The sequence below is a fragment of the Hahella sp. CCB-MM4 genome, from assembly GCF_002260525.1.
GTDB lineage: Bacteria > Pseudomonadota > Gammaproteobacteria > Pseudomonadales > Oleiphilaceae > Hahella.
Genome location: NZ_MRYI01000013.1, coordinates 34,500 through 51,108, shown reverse-complemented (window position 1 = coordinate 51,108; position 16,609 = coordinate 34,500). Strand labels below are relative to the sequence as shown.

At 50.2% G+C, this 16,609-nt stretch carries 13 protein-coding genes; 6 read left to right on the top strand and 7 right to left on the bottom strand.

All coding sequences use genetic code 11. The annotated features are described in order from the left end of the window. Window positions 1-6: 6 nt before the first annotated feature. Complete coding sequence (locus BTA51_RS19835; RefSeq protein WP_094710466.1) at window positions 7-1,128, bottom strand: PA0069 family radical SAM protein; 1,122 nt, start codon at window positions 1,126-1,128, stop codon at window positions 7-9. A 361-nt stretch (window positions 1,129-1,489) separates the two neighbouring features. Here BTA51_RS19835 and BTA51_RS19830 point away from each other — a divergent pair, with 361 nt between their 5' ends. Together BTA51_RS19830 and BTA51_RS19825 are read left to right on the top strand one after the other, a co-directional pair. Next, window positions 1,490-2,479, top strand: coding sequence for a phospholipase A (locus BTA51_RS19830; protein ID WP_246841104.1), 990 nt, complete (start codon window positions 1,490-1,492; stop codon window positions 2,477-2,479). A 279-nt stretch (window positions 2,480-2,758) separates the two neighbouring features. After that, complete coding sequence (locus BTA51_RS19825; protein ID WP_094710462.1) at window positions 2,759-3,004, top strand: hypothetical protein; 246 nt, start codon at window positions 2,759-2,761, stop codon at window positions 3,002-3,004. Window positions 3,005-3,197: 193 nt separating this feature from the next. On the opposite strand, the gene BTA51_RS19820 is transcribed toward BTA51_RS19825, so the two are convergent. Next, window positions 3,198-3,485, bottom strand: coding sequence for a hypothetical protein (locus BTA51_RS19820; protein ID WP_094710460.1), 288 nt, complete (start codon window positions 3,483-3,485; stop codon window positions 3,198-3,200). Between the two features lie 219 nt (window positions 3,486-3,704). On the opposite strand from BTA51_RS19820, the gene parC reads away from it, so the two are divergent. Both parC and serB read left to right on the top strand, forming a co-directional pair. Continuing rightward, the gene (gene parC / locus BTA51_RS19815) at window positions 3,705-5,981 is read left to right on the top strand and encodes a DNA topoisomerase IV subunit A (protein WP_210404885.1); all 2,277 of its coding nucleotides are present in this window, start codon (window positions 3,705-3,707) and stop codon (window positions 5,979-5,981) included. Between the two features lie 30 nt (window positions 5,982-6,011). Beyond that, window positions 6,012-7,238: a phosphoserine phosphatase SerB gene (gene serB, locus BTA51_RS19810; RefSeq protein WP_094710456.1), complete on the top strand. Its 1,227-nt coding sequence runs from the start codon at window positions 6,012-6,014 to the stop codon at window positions 7,236-7,238. A gap of 143 nt (window positions 7,239-7,381) precedes the next feature. Here serB and BTA51_RS19805 read toward each other — a convergent pair whose 3' ends face one another. From BTA51_RS19805 to epmB, 3 genes are all read right to left on the bottom strand, one after another. Further along, window positions 7,382-9,472, bottom strand: a complete 2,091-nt coding sequence (locus BTA51_RS19805) for an EAL domain-containing protein (protein ID WP_094710454.1) — start codon at window positions 9,470-9,472, stop codon at window positions 7,382-7,384. 254 nt (window positions 9,473-9,726) lie between these two features. Next, the gene (locus BTA51_RS19800; RefSeq protein WP_094710452.1) at window positions 9,727-11,526 is read right to left on the bottom strand and encodes a GTPase; all 1,800 of its coding nucleotides are present in this window, start codon (window positions 11,524-11,526) and stop codon (window positions 9,727-9,729) included. A gap of 215 nt (window positions 11,527-11,741) precedes the next feature. After that, window positions 11,742-12,842 carry an EF-P beta-lysylation protein EpmB gene (gene epmB / locus BTA51_RS19795; RefSeq protein ID WP_246841103.1) on the bottom strand — a complete coding sequence of 367 codons (1,101 nt, stop codon included), beginning with the start codon at window positions 12,840-12,842 and terminating at the stop codon, window positions 11,742-11,744. Between the two features lie 118 nt (window positions 12,843-12,960). Here epmB and efp point away from each other — a divergent pair, with 118 nt between their 5' ends. Both efp and epmA read left to right on the top strand, forming a co-directional pair. Beyond that, window positions 12,961-13,533 (top strand): elongation factor P, encoded by a 573-nt coding sequence (efp, locus tag BTA51_RS19790; protein WP_094710450.1) that lies wholly within the window; start codon window positions 12,961-12,963, stop codon window positions 13,531-13,533. 247 nt (window positions 13,534-13,780) lie between these two features. After that, window positions 13,781-14,767, top strand: coding sequence for an EF-P lysine aminoacylase EpmA (gene epmA / locus BTA51_RS19785; RefSeq protein ID WP_094710448.1), 987 nt, complete (start codon window positions 13,781-13,783; stop codon window positions 14,765-14,767). Window positions 14,768-14,770: 3 nt separating this feature from the next. On the opposite strand, the gene asd is transcribed toward epmA, so the two are convergent. Both asd and BTA51_RS19775 read right to left on the bottom strand, forming a co-directional pair. Beyond that, window positions 14,771-15,631: an archaetidylserine decarboxylase gene (gene asd, locus BTA51_RS19780; RefSeq protein ID WP_094710446.1), complete on the bottom strand. Its 861-nt coding sequence runs from the start codon at window positions 15,629-15,631 to the stop codon at window positions 14,771-14,773. Window positions 15,632-15,699: 68 nt separating this feature from the next. Beyond that, window positions 15,700-16,521: a sulfurtransferase gene (locus tag BTA51_RS19775; protein WP_094710444.1), complete on the bottom strand. Its 822-nt coding sequence runs from the start codon at window positions 16,519-16,521 to the stop codon at window positions 15,700-15,702. Window positions 16,522-16,609: the final 88 nt, after the last annotated feature.

Genomic DNA, 16,609 nt, shown 5'->3' with positions numbered 1-16,609 from the left:
GAGTGGTTAGTTTGCGAACAGATCAATTTGCTGACTGTTTCTGGGAGGCGTAAATAGATCTGTCCGCAAGCGGGCTTCACGCTTATGGTTAATTCCGAACTTTTGACAGGCAAGACTGAAGCGTTGATTGATCATGCGTGCGTAAATGCCCGTACCGGTTTGCCGGACGCCGAACTCGGACTGGTAAATCTGGCCGTTATGACATTGTTCCAACAGGTGGAGGACCTTGTGCTTTCTGTCAGGGTAATATTCGTCAAGCCAGTCATTGAACAGTGTTTCCAGCTGGAAAGGTAATCTCAGTAATACGTAGTGCATGGTGCCGGCACCGGCTGTTGCGCAATGTTCAATGATTTTTTCGATTTCCATATCGTTGATGGCTGGTATGATGGGTGCCATCAGAACGCCGACAGGTACTCCAGCCAAAGCCAACGTTTCAATGACTCTCAGCCGAGTCTGTGGGGCTGCGGCCCGGGGTTCCAGAGAACTCTTGAGTTCGGCGGAAAGGCTGGTGACGCTGATCATGACTTTGACCAGATTGAGCTTGGCCATGGCCTTTAGCAGATCGATATCTCTGAGAATCAGGCTTCCTTTGGTAATAATGGTCACCGGGTGGCGACATTCCAAAAGCAATTCGAGGAGGCTTCTGGTGATACCCTGCTGTCTTTCAACCTGCTGGTATGGATCTGTATTCGCACCAATGTTGATAGGCTCGCAGCGATACCCCGGGCGGCTCAGGAATTTTTCCAGTTGAATGACTGCATTGGATTTGAAGTGAATCTTGGTTTCAAAGTCCAGGCCCAGAGACAGGTCCAGATATTCATGGGTTGGACGTGCATAGCAGTATATACATCCATGTTCGCAGCCCTGATACGGGTTGATGGACTGATTAAAAGGGAGGTCCGGGGAATTATTGCTTGAAACAATGGATCGGCATTGTTGTTCAATGTATTCAGTATTCAATGTTCTTACTGAAGCTATTTCATCCAATGGCATAGAATGACGGGCAGATCGATTACCGCTTCTGGCAATGATGGAGACCCCTTCATCCGGATGAGATGTCTGGCGGGAAAAACGGTTATCAGGATTTGAAAGGGTGCCTCTGCTTTTTGCTTTCACTAGATCAACCATGATTGCCACCTTGTCAAAAAATACTGTTTAAATATACAGTAATCATACTCTTTTGTCTGGAGGTCTGTCCATGACAATTGATGAAGTGTCTATGAAGTTTGAAGTGTTTATGACGTTTGAGGGTGCTATGAATTTGAAGGTTATCTGTGGATTTGAAGAATGCCCATGAAAGCCGGTTATCGACAATAGATATAGAGCATGTCGCTAATCGCGATTAAATGCCGACAGGCATGTTGAAATGAATATTTGAGACTCACTTGAGAACTTTAAGGCTATCAACCAAATGGATCTTAGGTCATTGTCATTAGCGCAAGACACAAAATATGCGTTGAAGAACATCGCTGGCACACTCGCAATTTTAATGAGCATTGCAGGCAATAGTCTTGCTGAAGAGGTCGACGAGGTTCGCTTCTCTGATTGCAAGAACATAGAAGATACTTCTGACCGACTTGCGTGCTATGACCGCTTTGCCGAGAAGTGGAACCAAATGTCTTCGGACAAGACGGAAACCGATGGGAGCGAAAACGGAGCCGAGGAAGGGGACGCATTGGATCGTCGCTTGAAATTTGAACAGAATATCAGTGATAACCGCTTTATCATTATTCCTCATCATCCAAACTATATTCTGCTGTATACCTATAACCATAACCCCAACAAGGGGCCATATTCGCCGACACAGGAGCGAGTGGATAAATTTGAGGATGTGGATAGGTCAGAGGCAAAGTTTCAAATAAGCTTTAAAGTTCAGCTGGCCCGAAATTTCTTACCGGACTCCACCAGTTTGTGGTTTGCCTACACCCAACGATCCTATTGGCAGGTATATAACCAGGAGCAGTCTGCACCGTTTAGAGAGAGTAATTACGAGCCAGAGCTGATCTTGCTGTATAAGGAGCCGCTCAGCCTGTTCGGGTATTCATCCGAATACTATGCAGTAGGTATCAACCATCAGTCCAACGGTCGTTCTGATCCATTGTCCAGAAGCTGGAACCGGATATTCGCCGGGATGATATTCAACAAAGGGAATCTGGCGTTAATGGTGCGCCCGTGGTGGCGACTTCCAGAAGATGAAAGCAAAGATGACAACCCCGATATTGAAAGCTACCTGGGTTACAGTGAGTTTGGGGTTACCTATAAGAGAGAGGATAAAGACGCAGTTTACAACATGCGTTTGTTCAACAACTTCCGGACAGATGACAATAAAACTTCGGTGGAGCTTTCGTACAGCTTCCCTTTAGGCGGAAGACTTAAAGGTTACATTCAATATTACAATGGTTACGGAGAGAGCCTTCTCGATTACAACCATCGCACCAAACGTATAGGGATTGGAATTCTGTTAACGGATTGGTACTAACAACTATCTGTATTTGTAGCGCCTGATTGCTGATTTGCCTGCCAGGCGCTACTGCCTTCATGTTTATAGTACAAAAGACAAAGACAGTTCTCTGTTGCGAAAGATCAATACAGGAACAGCAATTAACAATCTGGTTGTTTGTTGATCAGCCAATTGAAATATTTTTGCATTTGCACAAATTAGAGTAACAAAAGGCTACCGAGTATCCACAGCGTTTTGTGGATGGGTTGGTAGACTGTGAGTGTTTATCTTATATACATAGTGACTGGACACTCGAGAATGATGCGTGACGCTGTAGCCACTCTTCCGTTACTCGACCTGGGCTTTAAAACGCTACTGACGGCCCTGTTGGTAACTTGCATGCTGGTAGGGCTGGTGTATTCCCTGCGCGCCCACGAAACCGGGCAAAGCATGTTTGCAGTTGCCAAACCAACTGATCACCGTCTGGTCCTGCCATTCAAACCTCTTCCACCGGAACAATTGACCGCCGACTTCGTACAAGACCGGCATATCCCACAAGGTTAGAATTTCAACGCGCTGATAACAGCTGATGCCCTGGCGAATATTTGTCCAGATAGTTCTTTGTTGAATTGCTGGGAGATGAAAATTGAGTGTCGGTACTTATGGGTGTCGGCACTTAATAGTTGTTATTCGGGTGCCGGCACGTTTTGAAATGAAAACAATGATTTCCTTTTCGGAATCAAATTTCGGACTTATCCTATGTCCTTTCCTGGCTGTGAACATTCGCTGCCGTATTGAGCATGTCCTCACCTGTTTTACTGCCTGAAATAGTTTTCCTGCTTCTGGCTTTTCTTCCCAGAAAGGCGGTGAGGGCCAGTGTCAATCCTGCCAGGAAGTAGTACGGGGCACCACTCCAATTGCCCGAAAACAAATAATCCACTGCGATCATCAGGGCACATGCGCTAATGCCCATTGGAACTACGCGGGAGGTTGAAACTGAGTGATCAGCCTGCTCAGTGCCCGCTTCGGATTCAATAGCGTACAAGTGATTTGTGTCCTCCTGTAGCCTCATGGATTGGGTGCGATCTTACGGATCGCTATAAAGCAGTAAAATGCGTACATCTGCTTACCAGGGCTTTATCTTGGAGGCATCCTTGCGTAGAGTACGGATGTCGCAAGACACGGGAGCTGTTAGCACTGCCGGGCAGGTTGGCTATCACAACTCAATAAACATATAAGAGATTTCCTGAAATATATGAGCACAATGTTTGACGAGGGTATCGAGCGTCTCCCGCTGAAGGAGTATACGGAAAAAGCCTATCTCGATTATTCGATGTACGTCATCCTTGACCGGGCATTGCCACACATAGGAGATGGATTAAAGCCAGTTCAGAGGCGAATTGTATACGCCATGTCGGAACTGGGGTTGAGCGCGGCGGCAAAGCACAAGAAGTCCGCCCGGACAGTGGGGGATGTATTAGGTAAATTCCATCCTCACGGCGATAGTGCCTGCTATGAGGCAATGGTACTGATGGCTCAGCCGTTTTCCTATCGCTACCCGCTGGTGGACGGCCAGGGTAACTGGGGTTCGGCGGACGATCCAAAGTCTTTCGCAGCCATGCGTTACACCGAAGCGCGCCTGGCAAAATATTCAGAAGTCCTGCTGAAAGAGGTGGGGCTGGGTACCGTCGATTGGGTCGCGAACTTTGACGGCAGCATGGAAGAACCCGCTGTACTGCCCTCCCGATTACCGAATCTATTGTTAAACGGTACGACCGGTATTGCCGTTGGTATGGCGACGGATGTTCCTCCACATAACCTTCGGGAAGTGGCTGAAGCCTGCATCCACTTGCTGGAGCATCCATCAGCAACGGTACAGGATCTGACCACCTTTATTCCTGCTCCCGATTTTCCCACCGGCGGCGAAATCATATCGAGTACGCAGGATCTGCAACAAATGTACGAGACCGGGCGCGGGTCTGTGAAAATGCGTGCCAAGTATATCAGTGAAGGCCAGGACATCGTGGTGACCGAGCTACCCCATCAGGTTTCGGGAGCCCGGGTACTGGAGCAGATCGCGCAGCAGATGCAGGCTAAAAAACTGCCGATGGTGGCGGACTTAAGAGACGAGTCGGATCACGAGAATCCTACCCGGTTGGTTATCGTTCCGCGTTCCAACAGGGTGGACGCTGAATCCCTGACGGCCCACTTGTTTGCTACGACCGATCTCGAGAAGAACTATCGGGTCAATCTCAACGTGATTGGCCTGGACGGACGTCCGGCGGTAAAAGATCTGCGCACTCTTCTGAAGGAATGGCTGACCTTCCGTACCGAAACGGTGCGTCGCCGTCTCCAGTATCGTCTGCAAAAGGTTCTGGATCGCTTGCATATCTTGGAAGGTTTGTTGATCGCTTTCCTGAATATTGATGAAGTGATTCATATTATCCGTACGGAAGATAAGCCGAAGCCCGCGCTGATGGAGCGATTTGGGTTGTCTGAGCTGCAAGCGGATTGGGTGTTGGATACCCGATTGAGACAATTGGCCCGCCTTGAGGAAATGAAAATCAAGGCTGAGCAGGACGAGCTTGAGAAAGAGCGTAAGAGCCTCGAATCGATTCTGGGGTCAGAAGCCAAGCTACGTAAAAAGGTGAAGCAGGAAATCAAGGAGGATATGGAAACCTTCGGTGATGATCGCCGCTCACCAATTGTTCAGCGCCAGGATGCCCAGGCTTTCAGTGAGGTGGAGTTAATTGCCTCTGAAGCGGTAACGGTTGTGTTGTCGGATAAGGGCTGGGTACGTTCCGCCAAAGGTCATGATATTGACCCCGTGGGTCTGAGTTACAAATCCGGGGATAAGTTCAGGGCTGCTGCGTTGGGTAGAAGTAACCAGAACGCTATTTTTATCGATACTACCGGAAGGTCATACAGCCTGCCTGCTCATACGCTGCCCTCAGCGCGGGGACAGGGGGAGCCGATCACTGGCCGGGTAAACCCTCCATCCGGTGCCAGTATGGTGCATGTGTTGATGGGTGACGATAAGGCCAAAGTGCTGCTGGCATCTGATGCGGGCTATGGGTTTGTTGCCACAGTTGAAGATATGCAGTCCAAGAACCGGGCAGGTAAAGCATTGATCTCGTTGCCCAAAGGGGGCGAGGTCATGGCGCCTCAGTTGCTTGGCAAGCGGAATAATCCGCACCTGGTGGCGATCTCCAACGAAGGCAGGATGCTGGTATTTCCGATTAGTGAGCTGCCTGAGCTGGCAAAAGGGAAAGGCAACAAGATTATCAGCATTCCGTCCGCAAGGCTGCAGTCCAGGGAAGAATGGATGGCCCATCTCGCCATCGTTGGTGATGACGAAACTCTAGTAATACACGCGGGTAAGCGTTTTCTCAAGCTGAGTGCTTCGGACCTTGCCCATTACGCTGGTGAGCGTGGTCGTCGGGGGCATAAACTGCCTAGAGGGCTGCAGAGAGTGGATCGCCTGGAAGTGGCGGCAGATGCGAAACCGGCCGATTCCGGCGACATTCCGGCAAACGAATGATGTATCACTGAGCTGACAGGTATCTGACGAGTGAATGAAATTTTGCTGATAAATGTGTCCGGGTCCGACAAACCCGGGCTCACTTCTTCCATTACCCGCATTATGGCTGAATATGGACTGGTGATCCTGGATATCGGTCAGGCCGTGATTCACGATCACCTGACCTGGGGGATTCTTGTGCAGATTCCTGCCGCCCAGGAGTCTGCTCCGGTGCTTAAGGATCTTCTATTCCGCATGCACGAGCTGAACCTCCAGGTTCAGTTTACGCCCGTTACTGATGAGCAATATATGGAATGGGTGAAAGGGAAGGGGAAGGATCGCTATATTGTGACCCTGCTGTCCCGTGAGATCACAGCTGAGCAGATTGCCACAGTCTCTGGAATTACTGCCACTAACGGGCTTAACATCGATAATATCTCCCGTCTTTCCAGCCGTCTGTCTCTGTATGAAGACCGTTCCCAGGCGCAGGCTTGTGTCGAGTTCTCTGTCAGGGGAAATCCCCAGGACCTTAACGGACTGAAGAAAGAGTTTCTGCAGGTGGCAAATGAGCTGGCAGTGGATATCGCATTCCAGAAAGACGATATCTTCCGGCGTAATCGGCGTCTGGTGGTGTTCGACATGGATTCCACGCTGATCGAAGCTGAGGTCATTGATGAGCTGGCCAAAGAAGCGGGTGTGGGTGATCAGGTAGCCGAAATCACTGAAAGTGCTATGCGCGGCGAACTGGACTTCTCCCAAAGCTTCCGCAAGAGAGTTGGATTGTTAAAAGGGCTGCCGGAAACGGTGCTTGAGAACGTCTGCCAGCGGTTGGTGCTCACCGAAGGAGCGGAAAAACTGATCAGTACTCTGCGTAAGCTGGGGTATAAAACGGCGATTCTCTCCGGCGGGTTTACGTACTTTGCCAAGCACTTACAGCAAAAGTTAGGCATCGATTATATCTATGCCAATGAACTTGATATCAAGGACGGTTTAGTAACAGGCGAAGTCACTGGCAGGATTGTGGATGGTGCCCGCAAGGCGGAGCTGTTGCACGAGATTGCAGCGCGTGAAGGGGTTCAATTACAGCAGGTCATTGCGGTTGGAGATGGGGCCAACGATCTTCCCATGCTTAGCGCCGCTGGTCTTGGGGTGGCCTTCAGGGCCAAGCCGTTGGTGAAAGAGTCTGCGAAGCATTCCATATCCACTTTGGGGCTGGATAGTATCCTCTATCTGCTTGGTTTCAGGGAGAGTGATACGGCTTTGCTGGAAGAGCTATAGGCTGGCTGGAAGAACTGTAAGCTAGAAGACCTATAAGCTAGAAGAACTACAGATAATTGACCGGCCAATAAATAAAAAGCCCGGGTGCTTTCAAAGCAACCGGGCTTTTTTATTGTCTGGAGAAAACTGTGGCTGCCGATCGGCTATTCGCCCTCACTGAAATCGTAGTTCATTTCCGTGGTAGGCTCCTGCAGATAGTAACCCTGAATATAGTTCACCCCTGCCTGCCAAAGTGTGGAGAGCACAGAAGCATTTTCCACGAATGGGACAATGGTGAGCTTCTCCATTTCCTGTAACTGATTGATGATTTCCTTCACCTTCGCCCGGGCTTTCTCGTCTTTTTGGATTTCCTCAGTGTAAGAACCGTCCAGTTTTACATAGTCAGCATTGACATGTTTGAAGGTATTGAACGGATTCAGAGCACAGCCAAACTGATTGATCGAGATCTTACAGCCCAGCTTTTGCAAGCCTTCGGTAAACTCCTTGGCCTGCTTGAGGTACTCAATCGTGTCGCTTTCCTTGATCTGGAATATCAGGGAGTTCCCCGGCAATTTGGCTGCCTTCAGGGCCACCCCGAGCCACTCCACGAAGCTTTTATCCACAATGGTATGAGGAGTAATGTTCAGGAACAGTCTTGAGTCGTGCCCTTTGGAGCGGTGTGAGCTCAGGCTCTTGATATTCTGCAGTATGACCCAGCGGTCCAGTTTGGTGGACAGTTCGGGGCTTGAATCAATCGGCAGGAACTTGGATGGACTGATCTCTTCCTGCTTGTCGTTGATCATTCGCAGGAAGGCCTCATAGTGTTCCTCGCCTTCCCCCCGAAGTCCGATGATAGGCTGGAACAGCAGTTTGAATCGATTGTTGTCCAAAGCTGCCTGCAATGTGACCATCATGTCTTCGCTGCTGGCGTCACCACCTTCGAAATCGACGGTGTTATACACATACACGCCGTTGCCGTTTTCTGACCCACTGAGGGTGTGAACATGAGTGCTGGCTCTATGCGCGCGTGTCAGCAGGTCATTGGCCGCAGGTGCGTTTTCGTTGACCCGGGCAATACCAATGCTGGCGGTTATCTGGGCCGTTTTGTCGCCGACTTCGAATAAGTGTTCTGCGAGCTGGTGACACATATCCTTGGCAAATTTTTCTGCGGCTTTGGTGTCCGCGATCATGGCCAGAATACCGAACGTCTCATCGCCCAGACGAGCAATTGCGTAATCTTCCGGGCAGAGGCTTCTTAACATAGCGGCGACATCGGCGAGAATGGTGTCGGCTCCGGCGATGCCGTATTCAGCACGGGCGATACTGAAATCATCGAGCTCGAGATAGAGCAGGTTGGCTTGAACTTCGCGGTTTAGCGCTTTTTCAACGATGGAGTCCAGGTGCTCAATGAAATGGCTTCTGTTGTACAGTCCGGTCAGGAGGTCTTCACTGCTGAATTTACGCAGCTTTTCTTCAAGCTCTGAATCAATTTCTGGGCGCACGATCAGTTGAGTACAGGCTTCCCCGTCATAGGTTGCCTGGGAGAAAGAGATCACAACGTCCGTTTCGCTGCCGTCTTCCTTCTGAATTTTGCACGTCAGTTCATTGCTGGAAGCAGAGCCGTCATTCATGCTCTTCATGAAGCTCTTGAACTTATCCTTGTTGGCACCGGCTATGGTATCCATAAGAGGAATGCACATGAGATCGTCCATGTCCTCATAGCCGAATAGATCCATGTAGGCTTTGTTGGCGAATACGTGCATGCCTTCGTTGACGTAGGCGATCGCATCCATCGAGCTTTCAAGCAGGATATTACAGCGTTTTTCAGCCTCACGGAGATACACTTCCATGTTGCGGCGTTTGCGCCTTTCTTCGAGATCGCCAAGTTCCCGTCTGACTACCAGGATCAATCGATGGAGGGAGTCTGCGGGAAGCACATCCCGGGCACCCTGCTTCAGGGCTCCGATAGCAGATTCTTCGTCGTAGTTTTCCATCAGGACGATAAACGGTATGTCTTTTTCCTGCTGCTTGATGAATTCAAGGCAGTTGGCGTAGGTTAATTCTCCATCTGCTTCGCGGGAAATGAACAGGTCCCAAACCTGTTCGTTGAGAGACTCTTCCAAATCCTCAATGCTGGTAACCCGGTGAGCTCTGGTTGCCTTCCCGGCATTACGCATGAGACTTACTACTTTCTCTGCATCGTTTTGCGAAGAGTCGAGAAGAAGTAGATGTACTGTTTGATTCTTTTTCTGCATGTAATCAGGCTAACTTAAATTCGATATGGAGTTGCTGCATGTTGATGACCTGGAGAAGAAAAGGCAACAACAGTATGTCCATTTATATAAACAACTTTTTTTATTCTAGGAGCCGCCAGCCATTCCCACAAGACGATTAATGGACTTTGTTCAGATTGATTGTGATTTGTCTCAAATAGCGACCATTGTCAGTGGTCCCCGGTAACCGCATTCAAATCGATTACCGGAGATGGTTGGGGTGGACGGAAAGAAGTTTAAAGTGTCGGCCACAGAGAATCAAAATCGTCTTCGCTGGCCTGGCTGGCTTTGACTTCTGATTGTACTTGCTGCATTGCCTGACTCAGGAATTTGATTTCGAACTGGCTGAAGCTTCCGGTGGACGATACACGGCGGCTCAGCTGAACCTTGGATTCCCGGCCTTTCTTGTTCAGTATGACTTTGTGACCAACCTGGAACGGCAGGCGAGGGGTGATCAAGGTAGCTGGTTGCCCGATGGAAGGCAGTTCCGGGAGCAGTAAGCCGCGGAGGAACTCACTGTTGTCACCGGTCTTCTGGGTCAACTGAACGCCACATGGTTTGGCATTGGGAGCGAGCAGTTCCACGCCAAATTGGGTCCCGTGTTGCTTAACCTGACGTATCCAGCGAATCACGCCGATACTCCATGGCTGATTTTCCTGCTCCCTCAGTCCCAACAGCTCACCTGCCTGAACATTGCCGGGCACATCTCCAGACCACTGAATGCAATATCCACCAGGGCTGGTGTTTATCAACGGTACGATGTGCTGAGAGTAGTTGCGTTTATTGTCATTGGTCGGAGCGCCTGATGCGCCGGTAAAGCTGATCGGGCTCATTTCTGCTGAGGTTCGGCTGATTCCGGAAGGGCCTGAATCGAATGAAGACGACCAGATGTCGGATTTTTGTGCCCGGTGCAGGTAATAGTTGGCGTCGTGATCTTCACCGTCCTGACGCATCAGCAGTGCATTGAAATCCACATTGCCTGCGCAGAAATAATGGGTGGAGGACAGTCCAACCGTCAGGAATATCCGGCCATTGCTGGATAGACGTTTGAAGGTTCTCTTAGTGAGTATGCCCAGAGCCTTGCTCAGTGAGCCCATCACATTGTCAGCCACACGTACCGGCATATCCAGTACGTCTTCGGGTGGACGCTTGTGATGGTTGAGATACGCAATATAGTCCGTCAGCTTGTCCACCAGTAACGCTGTGTCGAACCCCATTCCGTCAGCTAGTGGTGCACCAGAATGCAGCGAGCGGTAGTAGGGTGGTGAGTCACTGTGTGGATTGATAAGGAACAGACCACTGCTGTTTTCGCCATAGTCCAAAAATGTATTGTCTGCCCAGGCGTCGTAAGCTTCGTAAATCGTGGAAATATCGTTCTGGCGCATCTGGTTGGGTTTGCTGCACCCCAATAGAACAATACGCTTATAGGTGTGTTGGACAGTGGTTTCGTCGTTGTAGGAGAGTTCTTTGTCTCTGACCTTGATATTTTCGATACCGTGATCGTGAGCGAACTTGTAAATCTGGTGAATTTCCAACCAGACATTTGGCGGACTTTGGCAGTAAAGCTGGTAGGAGCGCACGACGCAGCGGGCCAGATCTGAAATGGCTCGATGACAGGCTGGTGCCAGATTTTTGATCGCTCTGTCATTGGCTCCCTGGCTCAGCTGGTCATGAATGACTGACTTATAGCCGTTGGCCAGGTGTAACTGCAGCGCCTGAGCCAGATTGGCTATTTTGCGCTGCTTTTCCGGCAGGACGATGGAGTGATTGAGAAAGTGCTTGGATAACTCTTTGCATACGTAGTACACAGGACCCCGCAGAACCTCCACCAGTTGGAAGCGAACGCTGGGTGCAAGAATCAGTTGATTGAGCTCCATAACCGCATGATAGAGACGCTTTGCGGTTTCACCGATGTTGGCCATCGGCAGGTTGCTGACCCACTGTTCCATTTGCTTGGGATTGGCTTCACAGAAGGACAGCGTGGTTAGCTTCTGCTCAGGAACAGTTATTTGAAGTGCTGAACTAGTTTCGTCCATGCATCACGACCATTTTGTATTCATTATGCATTAGTGCTTGACCTTGGGTATCCGGTTTACACCCGAACCTTTCTAATCTCACCTTAAATCAAGTCGTTAGTAGTTAGAATAGCAAAGAATCTGTAAACCGTCGGATTCTGCCCAAATTTCTCATGTTTTTACATAGTTTTACAGAATTGATTACATTTTGTTACCTGTATCCCGGATCATCGGCATTATGCCCACACGGGAGACTTTGATGACTCCCCGGGAATTTCCCGTACCAGTTTGGGGACGAGATAACCGGGCAGGCTGGATCGCAACGCCTGCATGATCCGTTCAACATCGGCTGGATTCGAATCAAAATGTGCAGCGCCGGCAACTTTGTCCAGTAGATGCAGATAGTAAGGCAGTACCCCGTTACGAAATAATGCTTCACTCAGCTGTACCAATTGCTCGCCGCTGTCATTGATTCCCCGCAGCAGTACCGCCTGATTAAGCAGAGCATCTGTACTATGTGACAGCTGTTTCAGTGCCCGCCCTGTATTAGTGTCAATTTCATTGGCATGGTTGCTGTGGATGACCACGACAGTCTTTAAGCGCGTTTCAGACAGAATTTCCTGCAGTTCAGGTGTTACCCGGCTTGGCAGTACTACGGGGAGTCGGCTGTGGATGCGTAGAGTCTGCACATGAGGGATGGCTTCGATCAGCTTGACCAGCCCGCTCAGGTGGCGGTCAGTCAGCATCAAAGGGTCGCCGCCACTGAGTATGACTTCTTTAATGCTGCTGTCCCGGGTAATGGTTTGCAGGGTGTTCTCCCAATCAGACAGACTCTGACGATGATCCTGATAGGGGAAGTGCCTGCGAAAACAATAGCGGCAATGAATTGCGCAGGCTCCTGTGGTGATGAGCAAAGCGCGCCCGTGGTATTTGTGAAGAATTCCCTGGTTTGCCTGGAAGTGGCTTTCTGCCAGTGGGTCTATGGAATAATTCGCATGTTTATCGCCTTCGGCCAAGAGAGGTAGAACCTGTAGCAGCAGCGGATCCTGCAGATTTCCCTTTTCTATTTTGTCCGCGTAGTGGCGTGTGACCCTCACCGGAAATTGTGATTGTCCCGACAATGCCTCATCAATCAAAGAGGCAGGGAGTTGGAGATAGCTGACTAACTCATCTGCTGAGCGGATCATATTGGCCAGTTCACGCTGCCACTGTGCTGATGGCTCGCGTTGGACATCCTGAGGCCCCGGTGCCGCGTCGGTAGCGATAAGCTTTTCCTGAGTCTCTTGAATAGACGGTGAAGCTTCAAATGAGGGGGTGTTTCGAGCTATTATTGCCAAATTTATTTTCCAACCAAATACTTTAACTGGCAGTCAGTCACCCGTTCAGGGAGATTGCCAGGATAATTTCGTAGGCTTCATTGATTGTCAGGAAGCCTTTTTGCAGAGATAGAGGAATATGGCCAACTATTCTACCAACGAATTTAAATCAGGTCTCAAAGTAATGCTGGATGGAGATCCTTGCTCCATTATCGACAATGAGTTCGTAAAACCCGGCAAGGGCCAGGCATTCAACCGTGTCAAATACCGTAACCTCAAAACCGGCCGTGTCGGCGAAAAAACCTTTAAGTCCGGTGATAGTGTGGAAAGCGCGGATGTCATCGATCTGGATATGGAATATTTGTATACCGATGGCGAGTTTTTCCATTTCATGATGACAGACGGATCTTTCGAACAGCATGCGGCAGATGCCAAGGCGGTAGGCGATACCACCAAGTGGCTGAAAGAGCAGGACGTTTATACGGTCACTCTGTACAACGGCACGCCATTGTCTGTGAGCCCTCCAAACTTCGTTGAGTTGGAAATTGTGGAAACTGATCCGGGTGTGCGCGGTGATACTGCCCAGGGCGGCAGCAAACCGGCTCGTTTGAGCACTGACGCTGTAGTATCTGTGCCACTGTTTATCGAGCAGGGTGAAGTCATTCGTGTTGATACACGTACATCAGAGTATGTGAGCCGCGTTAAGAGCTAAGTCTCATTAACCATTCGAAAGGGCAGGTAAGTAGTTATCTGCCCTTTTTTGTTGGATCTGAATATCACTTTTCTCTGCAGATGATTGGCAGATGGAACTCATATGGAAGCTGATACGGGCAGAGGTATGGAAGGTGATACGGCCAGAGATATGACGAGTAATCATGACTAGTAATTGTGAAGAGTAATATGGACAGAGACTTGAAGAGTGATCTGGATGAGTAACCATGTGTATGGTGTTGGTGTAAATGAATAGCGATACATCGGATTGGAAACCCGCGGTTTCCCGCGAAATGCTGCTGAAGCGCCAGCAATTTTTTGCCGGAATTCGTCATTTTTTCGAGGCCCGGGGGGTTCTCGAAGTTGATACACCTATCCTGAGTGAAATCACGGCGACGGATCCATTCCTGGATAGTTATGAAGTCCTGAACCCATCGTATGACTCTGCTTTGTATTTGCTGACCTCGCCAGAGCACGCGATGAAACGTATGCTGGCGGCAGGGTCTGGTCCGATATTTCAGATAACCAAGGCCTTTCGCCGCGATGAAAGAGGGCGTCGGCATAACCCTGAGTTCAGTATGCTGGAGTGGTATCAGCCGGGATTTTCCCTGCAGGATCTGCAGTTGGAGGTGACTGACCTGATTGAGTTTCTTGGTTATCAGGGGGGCGCTGAATCCATGAGCTATCGGGAAGCGTTTATCGGTGCCATAGGATTGAATCCCTTTGTCGATGAGCCCTCCGGAAAGGGGGCAGAAGAGCTGCAACTGTTGGTTATGGCAAGCGAATGCTCTTCCATGCCCTCATCAGACCTGGATCTGGAATCCGCCCTGGACATTCTCATGACTCATAAAGTTGAGCCCTGGTTGAAAAGTCGTGGGGCGGTCTTTGTCTATGATTACCCTGCCGCACAGGCAGCATTGGCGCGAATTGAAACTGACCAGCATGGGAATTCTGTGGCCAGGCGGTTTGAGTTGTATATTCAGGGGATTGAAATCGCCAATGCCTATGATGAGCTGGTGGATGCTCAAGAGCAAAGACGGCGTTTTGTGGATGATAACAATCGGCGGGCGGCTCTTGGCAAAGCTGAGATCCCTATTGATGAACGTCTGTTGGCTGCTTTGGAAGAAATGCCCGCTTCGGCAGGCATTGCGCTGGGATTGGATCGTTTGTTAATGGTATTGAGCGGATGCCATACCCTGCAGGAAGTTGTTCCATTTCCTGCAGGACGTGTTTGAGGCTTAGTCAGATGCCAGGTCGCCGACATGTTGTCCTAGACGTACGGGGGCTTCCGGCGCAATTGCCGCGTTCCACTGCATGGTGTTTTCGGGAAAGGTCAGAACCACGGTGGAGCCCAGGTGAAAGCGCCCCATTTCTTCACCCTGGGCCAGTTTGACTTCGCCCGGGTTGTAGTTGAAGGTTCTGACGGTCTTGCCGTGTCCTTGGATGCGGCCTGCCCATACCGTTTCCACGCTGGCCACAATCATGGCGCCGACCAATGTCATGGCCATTGGGCCATAAGCCGTCGAGAACAGGCAGACAACCCTTTCATTGCGGGAAAACAGTCGGGGGACGTTATCAGCCGTCACCGGATTTACGGAAAACAAGTCTCCTGGTATGTACACCATCTGTTGCAGTTCGCCGGCAATGGGCATGTGGATGCGGTGATAGTCCTTGGGAGATAAATAAATTGTCGCAAAATCACCGCCGATGAAAGGCTGGGCGCGTTGCAAATCCCCGCCCAACAGCTCGATCAAACTGAAGCTGTGACCCTTAGCCTGAAAAATACGTCCGTACTCAATACTTCCCGCCTGTGAAACACATCCATCCACCGGGCTGACGATCTTTTTGGGGCCGCCCTGGAGTGGTCGGACACCTTCCTTCAACTCCCGGGTAAAGAAGTCATTGAAGTCCTCATAGTCCTCTGCAGACCCTCTCAGGGCTTCATCCATATTGACGCCGTAGCGCTCAATAAACCATTTGATGAAGGCATTCTTGATTGCCGGTTTTTTACAGTCAGCCAGGCTGCCGGCCGCTTTTGATAGGGCGTGTTGTGGAGTGACATACTGACTGGCAACAAATAAACGATCAAACAGTGACATGAGTGGTTCCGGGTAGCTGTTAAAAGTAGCAGTTAAACAATTTGGTTCTGCTGATTTCTGGGTTGGGTTCAGACTTCGATTGGAGTGTCAGGGTGATTTCCCCATTCGCCCCATGATCCGGCATAGGCGCGAATATTGAACTGCAATGCCTTCCCAATCAAATAAGTCAGACCTGAACGGTGATGTGTTTGGCAGTGCGTGACAATATTCTTGCTCGCATCAATGCCGATATCACTCAATTCCTGCCTGATGGTATCCAAGGGACGAAGCCTCAGGCCGTTTGCGGGATCCATTGCCCGGGTCCACTCATAGTTGACGGCTCCCGGAATATGGCCGTTGCGTGCAGCGGTTTGGCGCTGTCCGGCGTATTCCATGGGCGATCGGGCATCCCAGATGGCCAGGTCTGGCGTGCCAAGAGATTCTATGAGTTCCTGCACCTCAACGGTCGTGCCGGTGTCATGTTGGATGGAATAACTAGCGCTTTTGGCCTCTGGTATTTCATCGGTGAGCGGCCTCTCTTCTTCCCGCCAGGCAACCAACCCCCCATTGAGATAGCTGCAGTTGTAGAAACCAATTGAGTTCAATAACCAAATCATGCGGCCAGCCCAGCCGCCGCCCTCGTCATCATAAACCACTACCTGATCATCCTGGCTCAGTCCAATATGCTCGATAATGGCATGAAGCTGTTCGAGGGAAGGAAGTGCTCCCGGAGCCGGTGGTCGGCCCAGTTGTGTCGCACCGGGTGGGACATAGATTGCGCCGGGAATATGTCCGGTCTGGTAGTTTTCCGGGCGGCACAGGTCCAGGATAAGAATTCCGGGTCGGCCCAGTAATGGCTCCAGGTCAGCAGGTTCAATGATAAAGGGAAGACTTTGTTTGGCGGTTTCCATGACGGGTCCTGTGACATATATAAGGAGGAACTCTTAAGCCGTTACCTCGACGCAATCAACTCTATCCGGTAACAGGCCATGGTTAGCT